The sequence below is a fragment of the Lacinutrix sp. WUR7 genome (genome assembly GCF_016864015.1).
In the GTDB taxonomy this organism is placed as follows: Bacteria; Bacteroidota; Bacteroidia; order Flavobacteriales; family Flavobacteriaceae; genus Oceanihabitans.
In genome coordinates, this window is record NZ_CP045067.1 from 264,418 (window position 1) to 281,646 (window position 17,229).

General features: G+C 31.5%; 11 protein-coding genes. 10 read left to right on the forward strand and 1 reads right to left on the reverse strand.

Features of this window, described 5'->3' with window-relative positions; translation table 11 throughout:
• Nucleotides 1-124: 124 nt before the first annotated feature.
• Nucleotides 125-940, reverse strand: a complete 816-nt coding sequence (locus FG167_RS01165; protein ID WP_203459670.1) for a T9SS type A sorting domain-containing protein — start codon at nucleotides 938-940, stop codon at nucleotides 125-127.
• A gap of 244 nt (nucleotides 941-1,184) precedes the next feature.
• Between FG167_RS01165 and FG167_RS01170 the strand changes: the two genes are divergently transcribed.
• The 10 genes from FG167_RS01170 (at nucleotide 1,185) to FG167_RS01215 (ending at nucleotide 17,224) form a co-directional block, all read left to right on the forward strand.
• Nucleotides 1,185-2,135, forward strand: coding sequence for a T9SS type A sorting domain-containing protein (locus FG167_RS01170; protein WP_203459671.1), 951 nt, complete (start codon nucleotides 1,185-1,187; stop codon nucleotides 2,133-2,135).
• A gap of 312 nt (nucleotides 2,136-2,447) precedes the next feature.
• Nucleotides 2,448-3,101 (forward strand): Yip1 family protein, encoded by a 654-nt coding sequence (locus FG167_RS01175; protein WP_203459672.1) that lies wholly within the window; start codon nucleotides 2,448-2,450, stop codon nucleotides 3,099-3,101.
• An 80-nt stretch (nucleotides 3,102-3,181) separates the two neighbouring features.
• On the forward strand, nucleotides 3,182-3,604 hold the full coding sequence (locus FG167_RS01180; RefSeq protein ID WP_203459673.1) for a hypothetical protein: 423 nt from the start codon (nucleotides 3,182-3,184) through the stop codon (nucleotides 3,602-3,604).
• Nucleotides 3,605-3,709: 105 nt separating this feature from the next.
• Nucleotides 3,710-5,188 carry a T9SS type A sorting domain-containing protein gene (locus FG167_RS01185; RefSeq protein WP_203459674.1) on the forward strand — a complete coding sequence of 493 codons (1,479 nt, stop codon included), beginning with the start codon at nucleotides 3,710-3,712 and terminating at the stop codon, nucleotides 5,186-5,188.
• Nucleotides 5,189-5,660: 472 nt separating this feature from the next.
• A complete protein-coding gene (locus FG167_RS01190) occupies nucleotides 5,661-10,043 on the forward strand; it encodes an AAA domain-containing protein (RefSeq protein ID WP_203459675.1) in 4,383 nt (1,460 codons plus the stop codon).
• A gap of 294 nt (nucleotides 10,044-10,337) precedes the next feature.
• Complete coding sequence (locus tag FG167_RS01195; RefSeq protein ID WP_203459676.1) at nucleotides 10,338-13,232, forward strand: NACHT domain-containing NTPase; 2,895 nt, start codon at nucleotides 10,338-10,340, stop codon at nucleotides 13,230-13,232.
• A gap of 161 nt (nucleotides 13,233-13,393) precedes the next feature.
• Complete coding sequence (locus tag FG167_RS01200) at nucleotides 13,394-15,265, forward strand: Xaa-Pro dipeptidyl-peptidase (protein WP_203459677.1); 1,872 nt, start codon at nucleotides 13,394-13,396, stop codon at nucleotides 15,263-15,265.
• Nucleotide 15,266: 1 nt separating this feature from the next.
• Nucleotides 15,267-15,848 carry a tRNA-(ms[2]io[6]A)-hydroxylase gene (locus FG167_RS01205; RefSeq protein WP_203459678.1) on the forward strand — a complete coding sequence of 194 codons (582 nt, stop codon included), beginning with the start codon at nucleotides 15,267-15,269 and terminating at the stop codon, nucleotides 15,846-15,848.
• Between the two features lie 21 nt (nucleotides 15,849-15,869).
• Nucleotides 15,870-16,430: a hypothetical protein gene (locus FG167_RS01210; RefSeq protein WP_203459679.1), complete on the forward strand. Its 561-nt coding sequence runs from the start codon at nucleotides 15,870-15,872 to the stop codon at nucleotides 16,428-16,430.
• 116 nt (nucleotides 16,431-16,546) lie between these two features.
• Entirely contained in the window at nucleotides 16,547-17,224 is a 678-nt protein-coding gene (locus FG167_RS01215) for a carboxypeptidase-like regulatory domain-containing protein (protein WP_203459680.1), read from the forward strand.
• The last annotated feature ends 5 nt before the right edge of the window (nucleotides 17,225-17,229 follow it).

A 17,229-nucleotide genomic window follows, 5' to 3' on the forward strand; every position in this document is an offset into this window, starting at 1 on the left:
GAATCAAAGATGAAGTTACTATTCTTAAACAAATAATGTCATTTTAAACAGTGCGCTATACACACTCTTTAAAATGACATTAGTACTAACCTAAAACATTATTTTCAGTAAGTTCTTAGCAATTTTATTTTATAAACTTTCTAGAAATTACGTGATTGTTGACGTCCTGAATAACAGCAATATAAACACCATTACTTAAGACACTAACATTCGCTTTGTTTCCTAATGATTCACTAATTAATTTACCAGTAATATTATAAATACGAACCGTTTTTATAGTACTATTAGAAGATGTAACATTTAAAGTTCCAGCATTCACAAACACGTGAACAGAAGAATCATTATATAAATAACTTTCTAGAGATAATTCTGCAACAGAAAGCACTTTAATATTATCAAAATCTAGACTTTCTGTACCATCACCATTATCGTCTATTCGAGTAATAGAAAGCCCTAATACATCTATAAGTAAATCATCAAGACTCTTTGGACCATCCACGGTTAGTTGTGTGGGTAATAATGAAATAGTATACGTTTCAAAATTGGTTGCAGAAGCAGGCACCGTAACACTTCCAGACTCCGCTATTGTGATGTTTGTTCCTGTTCCGTTATCAAATAAAAGAATTGCTAAATCCATATCTTCACCAGACAAATTCCTTGCTTCAAATCTAATACCACCAACACCTACGCTAGTATAATTTCCTCCCCAAGTTATATTGTCAATAATTAATCTATTAGGAGGTAACGTTCCTGGAAGTATAGATGGTGATCCACCTGCTGTCAAAAACCCACCAGCTACAGAAACAGGAGTAAACGATGTATTTAAATTATCCCAACCTTCAAAATTATTATCTGTACTAAAGGTACTTTCTTGCCCAATACTTATTTGACCATAAGTCACTTGTGCTAAAAGAATAAATAAAATGTAAATTTTTTTCATGATTTTTAATTTTTAATTTATGTAAAACTAGTATTTTATTTTAAACAAACACGAAAAGAAAGTCAAGAAAAATAAGTTCCCTTTCGCATACATATTAAACCACCTCTTTTGGTGGTTTTTCTATTCGTTTATGTTCCTATTAACCCAAAATCACGTAATTATACCTGATTTTTTTGTGAAAAAAAAACATAGGTTTACCAAACACCTATTATTCCTAATAACGAACTAAAAAAACAGGTAAAACATGAAAAAAAATTACGTATTTATTTTATTATTTATCACATTAACGTCAAATATACATGCTCAAAATTATTGGGGAGTAGACGCTTCTGTAGATGTCGCGAATGCTGAATTTCAAAATGACTTTATAGAAACTGGAACTGCAGGAAATTATTCTAACTCCACTTGGACAGCACTTTCTATAAATGATACCGATGGCGCCGTAACACCTGGAGCAGCTTATTGGACAAGAAATACACTTGGCTATTCTCAAGGTGCATATTCTGCACCCACGCCAACAAACGCGCCATCACAGGCTAATGGTATCGCTATTTTTGATTCTGACTTTATGGACAATGGTGGTACACCTAGCGCATTCGGTACGGGCACATCACCATCTGGACATAAAGGAGAACTGATTTCGCCAAGAATAAATTTAACAGGAAATACAGATGTACCTCTAGCTGTGAAATTTTATTCCCAATATCGAAATTTTATTGCTTCGGAATTCACTTTTTCCTTTTCTTCTGATGATGGAACGACTTGGGGAACTTCGGTTGCTTATACTACATCACAAGCATCTCCTTATTTAGAAGGATTTTTGACTTTAGCATTACCAGCAACTTCGACTCAAGGAGTTGCTAACTTATCACAATGTAGACTAAAATTCACTTTTGATGGAGATTATTATTTCACAATAATTGACGATGTAACTATTCTAAATGCAGCTGTTTTATCTACAGATAATTTTACGCAAAACCATAAAGTTACATTGTTTCCAAATCCTGCTACAGATTATATTCAAATTAATAGACTAACAAAAACCGAAGACTACACTATCTATAATACTTTAGGTCAAGAAGTGAAAAGTGGTTTTATTTCTGAAAACCAAAAGTTAGACATCAAAAACCTAGCGAATGGCTTCTATGTTTTAAAACTAGAAGAAGGAAATTCTTTTAAATTCATGAAAAAATAAGCAGTATAAAACACCTTTTAACAATCTAAAAAACCACCTCTTTTGGTGGTTTTTTTATACCATTAATTCACACTTACGGAAAACCGTAACGTTTCGTTTCTAGCCTGTTTTATATTGCCGTTTGAAACTAAAAAAACGTATCTACACATCTTTTTTAGTTTCAGAAAAATTGTAAGTTTGTTAAGCATGCAAACATCAACTTACTATTATTAATTTAAAGCAAAGGATTAGTAACATTAAGTATATAACAGATTGCGCTTCATTATCAGAAACCATTTACATCAATGCATATTACACCCAAAAATTAATGACATGGATAACCAAATAGACAATATACATAACAGTAAAAATCTAACGGATAAAGAAATATTTTCAAAAATATGGACGAAGCCTAGAGAAGTTTTCCAATTTATAAATGACAACCATTATGATAAATATGTAAAATTACTCTTAGTACTTGCAGGAATTTCAAGAGCATTTGACAGAGCATCTATGAAAGATATGGGCGATACCATGTCTATATGGGGAATTTTAAGCTTGAGTATTATACTAGGCGGACTTTTAGGCTGGATTTCCTATTATATTTATGCGGCATTACTTAGTTGGACAGGCCAATGGTTAGGAGGAAAAGGAGATACTACCTCCATTTTACGAATACTTGCATACGCAATGACACCAGCAGCAATATCGTTATTACTACTTGTTCCTCAAATTGGAATTTATGGCAACGAAATATTTAAATCCGATGGAGATATTACCAGTGCCGGACTTATTCCAAATATTCTTGTTTATGGATCTATGATTTTAGGAATCATTTTAGGGATATGGATGATCGTTTTATGTGTAGTTGGCGTTTCGGAAGTTCAAAAATTATCAATTGGAAAATCCATTCTAAATTTATTCTTACCGCTTTTGGTTTTTGCCATCCCAATTATAATCATCTTTTTGATTGCTAACGCTTTTTAAAAAACGAAACACAGCATAAAAATTAAATTTGTTACCTCTCATTTTCCTATCGGAAACCCTCGCATACAAAACGGAAACCCATGCATACAATTAGAATAGAAAGAAATTCGGAATGGAATAATAAAGCCCGCACCATTGGGATTTATATAGACGGAGAAGTAGCTGGTACAATAGACGACGGGGAAACAAAAGAATTTATGGTTGCATCTGGAAAACACGAAATACATGCTAAAATAGATTGGTGCCGAAGTCCGAAAATAGAATGGATTGTCTCTGAAAACGAAACAACATCTTTAAAGTTGCGTGGTTTTAAATATGGCACTTGGATTTTCCCAGCATTACTAGGAATCTCATTAGTGTATTATCTTGGAAAATATGCGCTAAATATGAACTTGTCCTTTTTAATTTGGATACTAGCAATCGGGTTTTTATATCCTTTATATTTCATCACATTCGGAAAAAACAAATATTTAAGACTAACGAAAAACAATAAAACGTACTAAATCAAAAGGTATAATGCTTTGCTAGTACGCTCCTACTTACCAAAACCCTCGCGAATTTTGAACACAACCAAAAAAATATCCATAACAAATTAAAACGCCTTCTTTATGAAATCCATAGTACCATTCTTTTGTTTCGCTTTTATTCTTATACCCTTATTTTGTTATAGTCAGACACAAATAGGAGACCCTATAAATGGCGAAAGTGAAGGCGACAGATTAGGAAGACGTAGAACCATATCGTTTTCTTCTAACGGAAAAATTATCGCATTAGGCGCACCTGAAAATGACACGAATGGTTATTATGCTGGTCATGTACGCGTATTTGAAAATATAGATAATACGTGGATGCAAGTGGGTACAGCTATTAACGGTATGCAGCCTTACGCAGGAATAGGATATAGCACATCCTTATCCGCAAATGGTTCCATTCTAGCAATTGGTGCTGGCAACAGTACTTTTTATCCGTTAGGATTGGCAAGAGTTTATCAAAATACCAATGGCATTTGGACACAAATTGGCGATGATATTTATGGAGAGCAGGCTTATGGCGACCACTTTGGAGGTACTATTTCCTTATCTTCTAATGGCAATATCTTGGCTGTTGGTGATTTTAAGAATAGTCAAAATGGCTACAATTCTGGACACGCTCGTATCTATGAGAATATTAATAATGCATGGGTTCAAATAGGAAATGATATCGATGGTACAGACACAGAGCAAGAGTTTGGAAGAAGCGTTTCCTTATCGTCAAATGGTGCATTTGTAGCAATTGGTGCTCCCGGAAATGATGCAGGTATCGTTCGTGTATATGAAAACAATAACGGTTCTTGGATGCAAGTAGGCGCAGACATTCTTGGAGAAAACACAGGAGATTCTTCAGGATTTGCTATTTCCTTATCTTCTAATGGAAATATAGTAGCAATAGGCGCACATGAAAATGGTGGAAACGGATTACACTCCGGCCATGTTAGAATTTTAGAAAATATAAATGGCACATGGACGCAAATTGGTAATGATATTGATGGAGAAGCTAGAATTGATTTTTCAGGATTTTCATTAGACTTAAGTGCGAATGGAGATTTGGTTGCTATTGGTGCTTATGCCAATGATGGTAACGGAAGCAGTTCCGGACATGTTCGTCTATATAAAAATAATGTAGGTTCTTGGGAGCAAATTGGAAATGATATCGATGGAGAAAACACAGGACAGTACCTAGGAAGAGGAGTTGCGCTTTCTGGTGATGGCACAACCGTTGCATGTGGTGTTTGGGGAAGCAGTGCTAACGGAACAGGTTCTGGTCAAGTATTGGTATATGATATAACGCCATTATTATCCAATCCAGAATTCGAAACGAAGAGCCTGGTTAAGCTTTTCCCTAATCCTACGAATAATATGGTACATATTGAAGCTACTAAAAAAATAACTTCCATACAAGTGTATACCCTTTTGGGACAAGTAATCTATAATAAAAACCAAAATAGCTTCGCTGGTAAAATAGACCTGTCTCGTTGTATTGCAGGCGTGTATTTGGTAGAGATAAAAATAGGAGATCAAACCACTACACATCGAGTGATCAAAGAATAACGAAAGCAACAATATATTTATATAAAAAAAGCCTCCTTTTTAGGGGCTTTTTTTATGCCTTTTATTTACCGTTACGGAAAACCGTAAGGTTTAATAAATAGAGGGTTGTAACTTGGTTTTACAAAATAAATATACGTAGAACTACGTATTTCATATACGTAGGAAAAATTGTAGGTTTGTTAGACGTGTAAACCTAAACTTAGTATAACCTGATTTATTATAGGGATAGGATTAATAAAAGTAAGTATATAACACGTTGTAAGTAATGCGGAAATCGAGCTAAAATTGAACATTTGAACTAAAAAAGCCAACCCACAAACAGCACATTTATTTTTTTGCCAACGCGAAATGCCAACGCTAAAAAAATTAAAAGAACTGTTTTTTTTGCCAACGCTCAACCAAGTGAGGAAAACCATAATCTGAATTAAAAAAAAGTGCGTATTTTGAACCTCTGAAAATCAACCAAAAAAATATGGAGATAACGGAAAAGCTACTGATTGAATTACAAAACCGACTAAAAGTTGGTAGCCGAAGAGGAGTACATTTAAATGCAATTCCAGCTCGTTCAAGGTACAAGTTTGACCTAACACGATTATCTCACATTGACGAAAACCTTCCCACAAATTTTATTAATGCATTATTAACCGAATTACCTTTAAAATTTAAAATTAGTTGGAAAGATAATGTTCCCGATTTGAATTCGCTTTTTGAAGATGACCAAACGCAATTAGTAAAAATTACAAAGTCTTTTGAAAATCTTATCAATCAAACAGATGCAATCGAATCAGAAAAAGGGATAAATACATTCGGTTTTGGTTTTCCAATACTTGTAAGACGTGACCAATCAGATAACAAATTAACAGTTGCACCTATTTTAATTTGGTCATTAAGAATAAGAAGAACAAAAGAATTTAATACTTGGGAAATACTGCGAACAGAAGACGACCCAATTTATATAAACGAGGTTCTAATAAATCATTTACAAAATGATTCCAAAATTGAGATTAACCAAATTTCAACAGATTTTTTAGATGATGGCTTAATTGATAAAAGTGAGCTTTTAGATATTTGTGTAAATATCATAGAATCAATAAACAGTTCAATTCCAGATGACCTTCGTGAAACATTTGAGAAAAAACTGAATCAAATAAAATCTATTCCAGAAAAAAAGCATTACGAAAAGTTACCATTAACATCTAATAATTCATTTATAGACTTTGGCGGACTTTTTTCAATTTTTGAGGTTCAGAAGCAAAATATTATTCACGATTATTCGAATTTACTAGAATTAAAAGGTGCTACAATTGACCTTGAGGATATGGAAGAACATACGTTTCAACCAATATCATCAGTCGAAACTGACCCATCACAACAAGGGATTTTACATTCTTTAAAAGCTTCTCGAAACATTTTAATTCAAGGACCACCAGGAACAGGAAAAAGTCAATCGCTTACAGCGATTTTAGTAAATGCACTAGAGAATCAAAAAAAGACAATTGTTGTCTGTGAAAAACGCACAGCTTTAGAAGTGTTGCACAATGCCCTAAATGAAAAGGGTCTTAATTATCAATGTGTACTTTTAAAAGATATTGTTAAAGACAGAAGAGTCGCAGTTGATTCTGTAAGAGATAGAGTTGATAATTCCTCATATCGCAGATATAGATATACTCATTCCAAAGAAACTTTAGACAACATAATTGAAAAGTCAAGAAACTTAATTGATTCAATAAATAAGAAACACAAAAAATTAGGAGCCAATTTAGTCGGTAATAAAAATTGGACTCATATTGTCGGCTCACTATTATCAGAATTAAAGGACAATTCAGAAGAATACAATCTTGATTTAGTAAAAGATACATTTAGTTATGAATCATCTGAACTAAATCAGTTATTAGAATTAATTAGGAAAGGACAAAATTTACATGACGAGTTTAAACCTCATTTAAACCTTTCTTTTATCAATTCTGCAAAATTAGTTGGAGACAATCCATTTATTATAGAACAACAGATTGAAGAAGATTTTTCAATCTATAAGAAAGAGTTGAAAATAATTTTAGATGACATTTCAAGCTATGAGGTAGAATATTATAAAATTAGAAATGAACAATTTAAATTGCAAAAAACTTCAATAAGTGATGTTGATAATTCTATCCTAAATATCCTAACGAAACACAAAACAAACAACGACTTTTTTGATGAAGAAAAAACAAATGGATTTTTATTTAAAACTATTTCTATCTTCTCAAAAGAAAAGAAAACTACACTTACTGACCAACAAACAATAAATACACTTTTTGAAGATTATTCATTAAAAACTAATAATAGCAAAGACTTTGAAAGTATTAATTTTTCTAAATCAATTAAAGAAAATCAAGATATTCTCAAAAATTACAAGTTAATTACGGAGAGAATTGACAAAGAGTTTCAATCAAAAATAGAAAATGAGTACAAATTCTTAAACTTACTTAAATCAACTGAAAAGGAATTTGACACAGAACTACTACAAACAATAAAAACAAATTTCAGTAATTTAAAAACAAAAATAGAAGACCAAAATTGGACTAACAAAGAAGTGAATGGAGATTCTCACAACGTGTTAAGTTCTCAAATTCAGACTTTATTAGATTCAAAAGAACATTTTTTTGCAAATGAAGAAGACCTTTTTTCAATTGAATTTAAGTGGTTTCAATTCTACAATTCATTATCACCAGATAATAAACTAATCATTGACCAATTAAAGGAAAAAACAAATTGGAGAAAAACATTTTTAATATTCTATCTTAATTCTATGCTTGTAAATTCGGCGAATACAGATTTACCAACAAATGATAACGACCATATTGAATTAGGAAAATCTTTGTCTGAACTTGAAAAAGAACAGATTAAATATATTAGAGAATATTGGTTCTCAAAACAAATAGATGCAACTAGAGATTTTGACAATAAGAATTCAAATTTAGCTGTCGAAAATCTATACAACAAACGAGCAGGTAAAAGACATAAACGCTTATCCTTACGAGAAATAATAAGGTTGGATATGGATTTATTTACAACTTTTTTTCCAATAATTCTAACAACACCAGACGTAGCAAGTAATCTGTTTAAAGGCAAAAATCAATATTTTGATATTGTTATGTTTGATGAAGCAAGTCAATTAAAATTAGAAGATAATTTACCAGCACTTTTAAAAGGGAAACAAATTATCATTGCAGGAGATGAACACCAAATGCCACCTTCAAATTATTTCAGCAAAGTATTTGACGGTTTGATTGATGATGAAGATGAATTTGAAGACGAAATAGATAAAATTAAAAACGATATAAGCAATTCACTTTCAGATTGTGAATCACTTCTTGATTTTGCATCCGAATTAGGTTTTGAGAAAAAACATTTAGACTTTCATTATCGCTCAAGACACCCTTACCTAATTGATTATTCTAATTATGCCTTTTATAATCAAAGGTTAAAACCACTTCCAAACAGTTTTGATTACATTCCAATAAATTATGTTCCCGTAAATGGCACATATTCTGACACTTCCAATGACGCAGAAGCTGAAACAATTCTGTCGATTATTGATAACAATATTTCAAGACTTCCAAACGGAGAATATCCAACAGTTGGAGTAGCAACTTTCAACATCAATCAAAGAAACCTAATTTTAGGTAAAATTAATGAAAGAAGAAAATTTGAAAAATATAGAGATTTTAATGACAAAATAGTTGAACTCGAAGAAAACGGATTTTTTGTAAAAAATTTAGAGAACATTCAAGGAGATGAAAGAGATGTCATAATCCTCTCAACTACTTATGGTATTAACAAGGAAGGTAAATTTGCTCAAAGATTTGGTTCAATAAATCATCAAAAAGGATACAAACTTTTAAATGTTATTGTAACAAGAGCGAAATACAAAGTATATGTATGTTCTTCCATTCCAGAAGATGTATTTTTAAATTATAAAGAGCATTTAATCAATGAAGGTTCAAACAACCGAAGAGGAGCTTTATATGCCTATTTAGCATACTCAAAAGCTGTTAGTGAACAAGACAACGAAGCAAGAATTTCTGTCTTAAATACACTAGCAGAAAATTCTACAAAAAGCACTACAATCGACAACTTAAATGAAGACCTTGAATCACCATTTGAGGAGGAAGTTTATGAAGCTCTAACCAAACATTTTGACGAAAAAAATATAATTCCTCAACTTCAGTTTGCAGGATTTAGAATTGATATGGTTTACGACACAAAACATATTGGACTTCCAAAAATAGCAATAGAATGCGATGGAGCTTCTTATCATTCTAGTCAAGAAGCATATTTACACGATAGTCACAGACAAAAGATTCTTGAAGGACACGGTTTTGTATTTCATAGAATATGGAGCACAAATTGGTGGAGAAACCCACAAAAGGAAACAAAAAAACTAGTTGAATTTATAAGAAGTATCGAAAACAGTAGTCCATCAATTTTTGAAGATAAATCAAAAACAGGATTAGCGTTTACAGATAATATCACAATAATCGAAAATGAACTTTCTAAAGTTACTCAACATCTTAAAACGGATTTAAAAGAAACCATAGAAGCTGTTACTAAAAAAGAGGAAATTCAGACAACATTATTTAAAGAAACTATTACGGTCAATAGTAAAGTGAAAGTAAAATATTTGAATATTAACAAAGATTTGAAAGTTCATTTAGTTGACCAAATTGTATCTAAAGTTGAAAAATCAAATGGAATTCAAAAAATAAATATAAAGACACCATTAGGAGTGGCTTTAAATGGAAAATCTGTAGGAGATACTGTGAAAATTGGAGGATTAGATAAGTACGTTAGAATATTAGAAATTATAAATTAAGCCAACGCTAAAAAAGCCATACACATTCGCAATTCGCTACAGCCAACGCTACGCCAAAAATTGCAAAAGAGTATGTCTTGCCAACGCTCACATTTGAACTAAATAAAAAACATAGGAAAACCAAGCTGAATGAAAAAAGCACTACTTACAACACCGTGTATAATTAATTGCTTGGTTATAGCCTACTTACGAAAATCCTCGCGGATTTTCTATTCGCTTTTTATTTACTAAATTAGGTGCTTAAACACGCCACTAATCATACACGCACACGTTAGGCACAAGCAAAAAAAAACTATGATAATCGAAACAGCAGCATTAATATCAATTAGTACATGGTTAGGGAATAAGCTTTTAGACAAAGGTTTTGATTCATTACACACCAAAGTTACTTCAAAAACTTTCAATGATAGATTTTATGATAAAGTCAATAAAGCATCTATTTCTTTACAAGCAAATCATCCTGATGCTTTAGGAGGGAATATAGAATATTTCTTTAAGCATATTGATGTATTTAATGAACTAATTAAATTACTCTTTTTGAATTCAAAAGTCGATTTAAAAGTTATTGAAGAAAAATTTGATATTAAAACATTACCAGACGATTTCATTTTAGAGTTTATTAATCTTTTAAGAGAAGAACTTTATAGGGATGAATATTTCAGCGATATATTATCTAATAAAGAGATTTATTTAATTAGTATTGGAATTAATAAAAAAATTGAAGAAGTACTAGAGATTTCTTCTTTATCATTCGAAGAAGTCAAAAAACTAAAAGGCTTAATAGAGTCTAAATTTCAAAACAACTTTTCCTTTTTAAGTTTTTTTGATAAATATAAATCAAGCTTAATAAATAATTATTCCCAATTGAATTTTATGGGCTTAGGATTAGATTTAAGTATAAAAAAAGGAAAAAGGAAAAAACTAGAAGATTTATTTGTTCAACCAACATTTTCAACAAATGAATCTAATCTGGAAATTCTGCGGAAAACAAATCCATCATTTAGTTCTAACAATAAAATTTCCCTAACTAAAATATTCAATTTTGATAAAAACTTAATAATACTTGGAAATCCTGGTAGTGGAAAATCTATTTTTACCAAATTTGTCTCTTTAAAATTAATTCAAAGTGAAAAATTTTTATTTGACAATAAAAAAATCAAAGACTATATTCCCTTTAGGATTGAATTGAGAAAATATCATGCGTTTAAAAAAGATGAAAATGAAGGGCTAATAAAATATTTGCGTTTTTTATTAGAAATTGAATATGGCTTCCCAAATGTTTTATTTGAAGATATTCAAAAAATATTAGCAGAAAAGAATACTCTAGTAATTTTCGATGGTCTGGATGAAATTTTTGATCTTAATGATAAATTATTAATTAAAAATGATATAGAAAACTTTATCGCCCAGCACAAAAATGCAAGAACAATAGTTACCTCGAGAATAATAGGTTACGATGACGTAGCATTAAAGGAAGAAGAACTACTCAAATTAACCATAAACAATTTTGACGACAAGCAAATAGAAGAATATATTAAAAATTGGTATTTAGTTGAAGAAGATGATGAGCAAATAAGAAAAAAGGAAATTGATGATTTTTTGTTAAAAAGACAAATGATAGATAGTGAACTAATATCTAATCCTTTATTGCTTTCATTAATAGTCATTTTATATAGAAACAATTTAAAAGTCCCAGAGTCAAAGCTTGAGATATATCAGTCATGTACTAAAACCTTAGTTGACAAATGGGATCAGAGTAAGGGAATGGAAATAAACATTTCTGATGACATTTATAAACGAAAAGATACTGTTTTTGCAGATTTAGCCTATTGGCAATATAAAGAACTAAGCAAAAAAGATGGGAAAGTAACATATCAAAGAGCAAAAAATACGGTAGCCGAAAGTTTAACAGAAAAACTCAAGATTGCTGATGATTTTACTTCAGATTTATTTTCAGAACAATTTCTATTATATGCACAAAAGCGATCTTTATATTTTGATAATAATTTTACCCATAAAACATTTCTTGAATATTTTACAGCATTTTGGATATTTTCAAATATAGAAAAGAAACACAAAAAAGCTGAAAGAGATAAATTAATAAAAGAGTATATTATAAGCCCTTACTGGCATATCGTTTTAGAGTTATTAATTAACTTAATTGATAAGGACCAGGCAGATAACGAAATCATTGACGAATTAATTAAATATCAACTTAAGGAAAATGAAGAATCTTCAACCTTCTTTTTACAAATTTTTAATACTATACAGAACGTAAGTATTTCAACATTTGAAGAAATAGTTAAAATTTCAATTTATAGGATTTTAGACAAAGAATCAAAAGCTGGAAAAAATGAAAACTACAGGAATCCACAAAATTCACCTTTTTTCTTACTTTCTCAACATTTTGAAAATGATTTATTGAAACAAGCAATCAAGAGATGCATCACTGCTGTTTTATTAGATAAAAACAAATTTAACAATGATAAAGTCTTACTTTCATTCTATCTAGAATTGATTCACGAGAGTCAAAAATTTGAAAATTTTAATGATAGTGATAAAGATGATGATGTTTATAATTCATTTTCTACAGAAACAAAATTCGAAGATCCATTAATCTATGTGATGCAGGAATTTAGATTTAATCGTCTAGATTTCAACTCAACCCCTATTCCATTTGCTAAGGAATTTTTAGAAAACTTCAAAAAAAAATCATTTATTAGTGATTTAAAATCTAAGTTTTCCAACTTTCGTTATTTCCCAATTCAATATATTTGTTTAAAAAATGCTCTTTTTAATTCAAATAAAAATATTTTAAATGAATATTTTTTACTAAATGAAAAGTATAAAGTTCGTAAACGTGAAATAATAAAAAATATTTTTGGGCATCCATTTTTTTATGAAAAAGAAGAAGATCTTGAAATATTAATTAAAAATTTAAATCACTTGAGAAATAAGGATTATTTAATTTTATTTACTCCTATACTTTATAAATTACGTTTCGAAGAAATATATGGTCGACAGAAGGAAATTAAACCAGATCTAAAAAAACTTATTAATTTGTTAGAAGACAAAAAATTCTCTAAAAAATTAGATTACATTATTGATAAAAATAATGACGAGACTAAGGTTAAATCTTATATTATTGACAATTTTAAACTTGACAAATCTATAATTAAAGTATTCTAATAGTACTAAGACAATATAAGCCAGTGCCTAACACCGTATAAAAATAATTACTAGTTCTCTAACCTACTAACCCAAAACATTTAAAAAACCCTTAACATTCTACCACTTCCCTATTCCTAAAAAATAACTAACTTGTACAACAAATTATGACAAGCGTTATTATGAAAAAAAGACAACATGCATTGGGATTATTTCCCCTCTTATTTTTAGCAATTACTATTGGTTTTGCACAAGAAAAAACGGTTCCTGTTTTTGAAAACGGAGAAGCACAAATAGTAGAAGGCTTTAGCGATTATAAAGAATGGATTCGTCATGATCTTTGGGTAGAAACTACCTTTAACACAGACGGAGATACTACCTTAGATAGAATGCACGTTGCCGTTACTAGACCAAAACAAACAGATACTGAAGGTTTAAAATTACCTGTGGTCTATGTTTCTAGTCCGTATTTTGCAGGTGTTGCAGCAGATCTTCCTGGTGTGATGTGGGATGTAGAACATGAACTTGGGGAAACCGCAAAAGAGCGTGTACATCCAGAAGTGGTACGAAGAGGAAAACGTCCAATAATTTCAAATTCTCATATTAGAAAATGGGTGCCTCGTGGTTATATCGTGGTACATTCGTCTTCGCCAGGAACAGGATTATCACAAGGTAGTCCAACGGTTGGCGGACAAAATGAATCGCTTGCACCAAAAGCCGTTATCGAATGGTTAAATGGTCGCGCAAAAGGATATACAACACCAGATGGAAACGAAGAAGTGAAAGCGACTTGGTCTACCGGAAAAGTAGGTATGACAGGAACTTCGTATAACGGAACCATTCCTCTTGCTGCTGCTACCACAGGCGTAGAAGGTTTAGAGGCTATTATTCCTATTGCTCCAAATACTTCCTATTATCATTATTATAGATCTAACGGATTAGTGCGTTCTCCAGGTGGTTATTTGGGTGAAGATATTGATGTGTTGTATGATTTTATTCATAGTGGTGACGAAAGTAAACGTCCGTATAACAATAAAACCGTTAGAGATACCGAAATGAAAAACGGTATGGACAGAATTACTGGAGATTATAATAAATTTTGGGAAGGACGTGATTATTTAAATCAGATGTCCAACATGAAAGCGGCTTTATTAATGTCGCATGGTTTTAATGATTGGAATGTGATGCCAGAACATAGTAATCGTATTTATCAAAAAGCGAAAAAAATGGGATTAGACACCCAAGTGTATTACCATCAAAACGGACATGGAGGACCACCACCAATGACGATGATGAATCGTTGGTTTACGCATTATTTACATGGAATTGATAATGGTGTAGAAAATGATGCCCAAGCTTGGATTGTAAGAGAACATGACAAACAAGATAATCCTACTGCTTATGAAGCGTATCCTAATCCGGAAGCTAAAAGTGTAACACTTTATTTGGAAGAAGGCGGAAATAAAACAGGTGCTTTAACGTGGAATAAACAAAAAGGACAAGCAAAAAACCTAGGATCGATTAATGCTCCAAATACAAAACCTAAAACGGAAACTTTTGTGGATGATTTTAATATCTCAGGAAAAGAACATGCACAAGCTTTAAAATCGGAAAACAGATTATTATATGTTACGCCTATATTAAAATCGGAGGTACATCTTTCTGGTGAAAGTGAAATTACTATTAGCGTTGCTAGTAATAAATCTGCTGCAAATTTATCGGTTTGGATGGTTTCTCTTCCGTGGAAAGAAAACACCAAAATCATTACAGATAATATTATTACTCGTGGTTGGGCAGATCCGCAAAATTCGAAATCCATATCCGAAAGCGAAGATTTAAAACCAGGAGCATTCTACGATTTAAAATTTAAATTACAACCAGACGATCAAATCATTCCTGCCGGACAACAAATAGGTTTAGTGATATTCTCTAGTGATAAAGAATTTACGCTACACCCAAAACCAGGAACAAAAGTCACTATCGACTTAAATAAAACAAATATTTCCATTCCTGTAGTTGGAGGAATAGATGCATTAATAAAAGCTACAAAATAATATGCTCGGACTTAAATTAGAAACAGATCCTCGTTGGGTAAATATTGCTGAATCCAACTTAGAAGATATTTTAGTAGATCATGCGTGGTGTGAACAAAAAGCAGCTACCAATGCTATTAAATTGGTGTCTTTAAATCCGCAACATGTAGATTTAGTTACCGACCTTTTAATCATTGCGCAAGAAGAATTAGAGCACTTTCAAATGGTGCATAATATTATTAAAGAACGCGGTTATACTTTAGGTCCAGTAAAAAAAGACTCCTATGTCAATGAGCTGGCTAAATTTATAATGAAAGGCGGAAACCGAAATCAGCAATTGGTAGATAGACTCTTGTTTTCGGCAATGATTGAAGCAAGAAGTTGCGAACGTTTTAGGCTTTTATCTACCACGATGAAAGACCAAGAATTAGCCAAGTTCTATCACGACCTTATGGTTAGCGAAGCTGGTCATTACACCACTTTTATTGGTTTTGCAAGAAAATATGGAGAAGGTATCGATGTAGAAAAACGCTGGCAAGAATTTTTGGATTTTGAAGGCGAACTGATTAAAAGTTATGGTAAAAGTGAAACCATTCACGGATAACTTTCTATAACCAAGCCCCTTTTGAAACTCTCTTTTACCGACAGAAAAAACTTTATACAATTTGCCCTAAAACAACATTTAGGGCTTTTTGGTATTTGGTTGGTTTTTCTTCTTGTTGGAGGTTTTTTTGCTTTTTTAGGAAGTAAAGCAACCGAAGAAGGTTTTGGATTTATGCTTTTCGGATTTACCTTTATTATACTAAGTACAGGCTTTATGCTCTATGTGCTTCCTTCTAGCATCTTGCATTATTACGAACAAGCACTTACTAAAAAACACGGAAGCTATACCACTGCAAAAGTGACCAACAAAAGAGTGGATGATTATTCGCATACCACAAGTACTTTTCAAGGAGGGAAATCTAAAAAGGTAGCAGCATTTCTTTATGTAATAGCATTTGAGTTCGTGCACCATAGTAAAACATATTCCAGTGAATGCTTTTTGGAACACCAAACTACTTTTGATGCGATTCCAATAGGAACCGAATTACCGATTCAGTTTTTAAAAACCAACCCGAACACAGTAACATTAAGAAGACGTAAGCTTGCCAACCAATTGGGTATAAAAGCGAATCTGTGTGATTAGCAGACTTTCTGAAAAAGATACTTCACGCATTGAAAAGTAGCTTTTACTAATTGTCGGTTTTAAAATCCTTATAAAATATATAGGTTTGATGTATACTAACATTAACATCTTATATCATGAAAAATCAAATCCACGTAAACATTACAAGCCCTTGTTCTGAAGATTTTCAGAAATTTTCACCAACTGCAAAAGGAGGTTTTTGCGATTCTTGCGAAAAAGAAGTCATTGACTTCACCAAAATGAATGCTCCAGAAATTATCGCGTATTTTAAAACTAGAGAAATAGAAAATACCTGCGGAAGATTTAACAGCAACCAATTAACGACGTATTCATACCAACCAGAAAAAAGTAAAATCAGAAATATTTTAAGTGGTATTGGATTAGCGTGTCTAGCTATTTTTAGTATGACTTCTGCACAAGCACAAGAAATTAAAAAAGCAGCATCTACAGGAAATCCTTCCGAAATAAATACCATAGACCAACAACAAGAAATAGAAGTAAAAGGAACTATTTTAGACGAAAACGGTTTGGCATTACCTTCCGCAAATGTTATTTTAGAAAACTCCGCAATTGGAACGACTACCAATTTTGATGGCTATTTTGCCTTTCCTAAAAAACTAAAAAAAGGCGATGTTTTATTAATTAGCTATCTAGGTTACCAAACACAAAAAGTAGTTATTAGCAATCAAAATGCTACTTCAGAAATTAATTTACAAATAGATATGTCTATGCCTACAGTTGTGCTTATGGGAAAGGTTGCATCTAAAAAAGTGTATGCTTCAAAAAGAAAATAAACCCA

What these genes read in the sequence shown, in the direction of transcription:
- FG167_RS01180 (WP_203459673.1), top strand. Translation starts at nt 3,182, where the DNA reads ATGCATACAATTAGAATAGAAAGAAATTCGGAATGGAATAATAAAGCC.
- FG167_RS01190 (WP_203459675.1), top strand. Translation starts at nt 5,661, where the DNA reads ATGGAGATAACGGAAAAGCTACTGATTGAATTACAAAACCGACTAAAA.
- FG167_RS01195 (WP_203459676.1), top strand. Translation starts at nt 10,338, where the DNA reads ATGATAATCGAAACAGCAGCATTAATATCAATTAGTACATGGTTAGGG.
- FG167_RS01205 (WP_203459678.1), top strand. Translation starts at nt 15,267, where the DNA reads ATGCTCGGACTTAAATTAGAAACAGATCCTCGTTGGGTAAATATTGCT.
- FG167_RS01185 (WP_203459674.1), top strand. Translation starts at nt 3,710, where the DNA reads ATGAAATCCATAGTACCATTCTTTTGTTTCGCTTTTATTCTTATACCC.
- FG167_RS01165 (WP_203459670.1), bottom strand. Translation starts at nt 940, where the DNA reads ATGAAAAAAATTTACATTTTATTTATTCTTTTAGCACAAGTGACTTAT.
- FG167_RS01200 (WP_203459677.1), top strand. Translation starts at nt 13,394, where the DNA reads ATGAAAAAAAGACAACATGCATTGGGATTATTTCCCCTCTTATTTTTA.
- FG167_RS01175 (WP_203459672.1), top strand. Translation starts at nt 2,448, where the DNA reads ATGGATAACCAAATAGACAATATACATAACAGTAAAAATCTAACGGAT.
- FG167_RS01170 (WP_203459671.1), top strand. Translation starts at nt 1,185, where the DNA reads ATGAAAAAAAATTACGTATTTATTTTATTATTTATCACATTAACGTCA.
- FG167_RS01215 (WP_203459680.1), top strand. Translation starts at nt 16,547, where the DNA reads ATGAAAAATCAAATCCACGTAAACATTACAAGCCCTTGTTCTGAAGAT.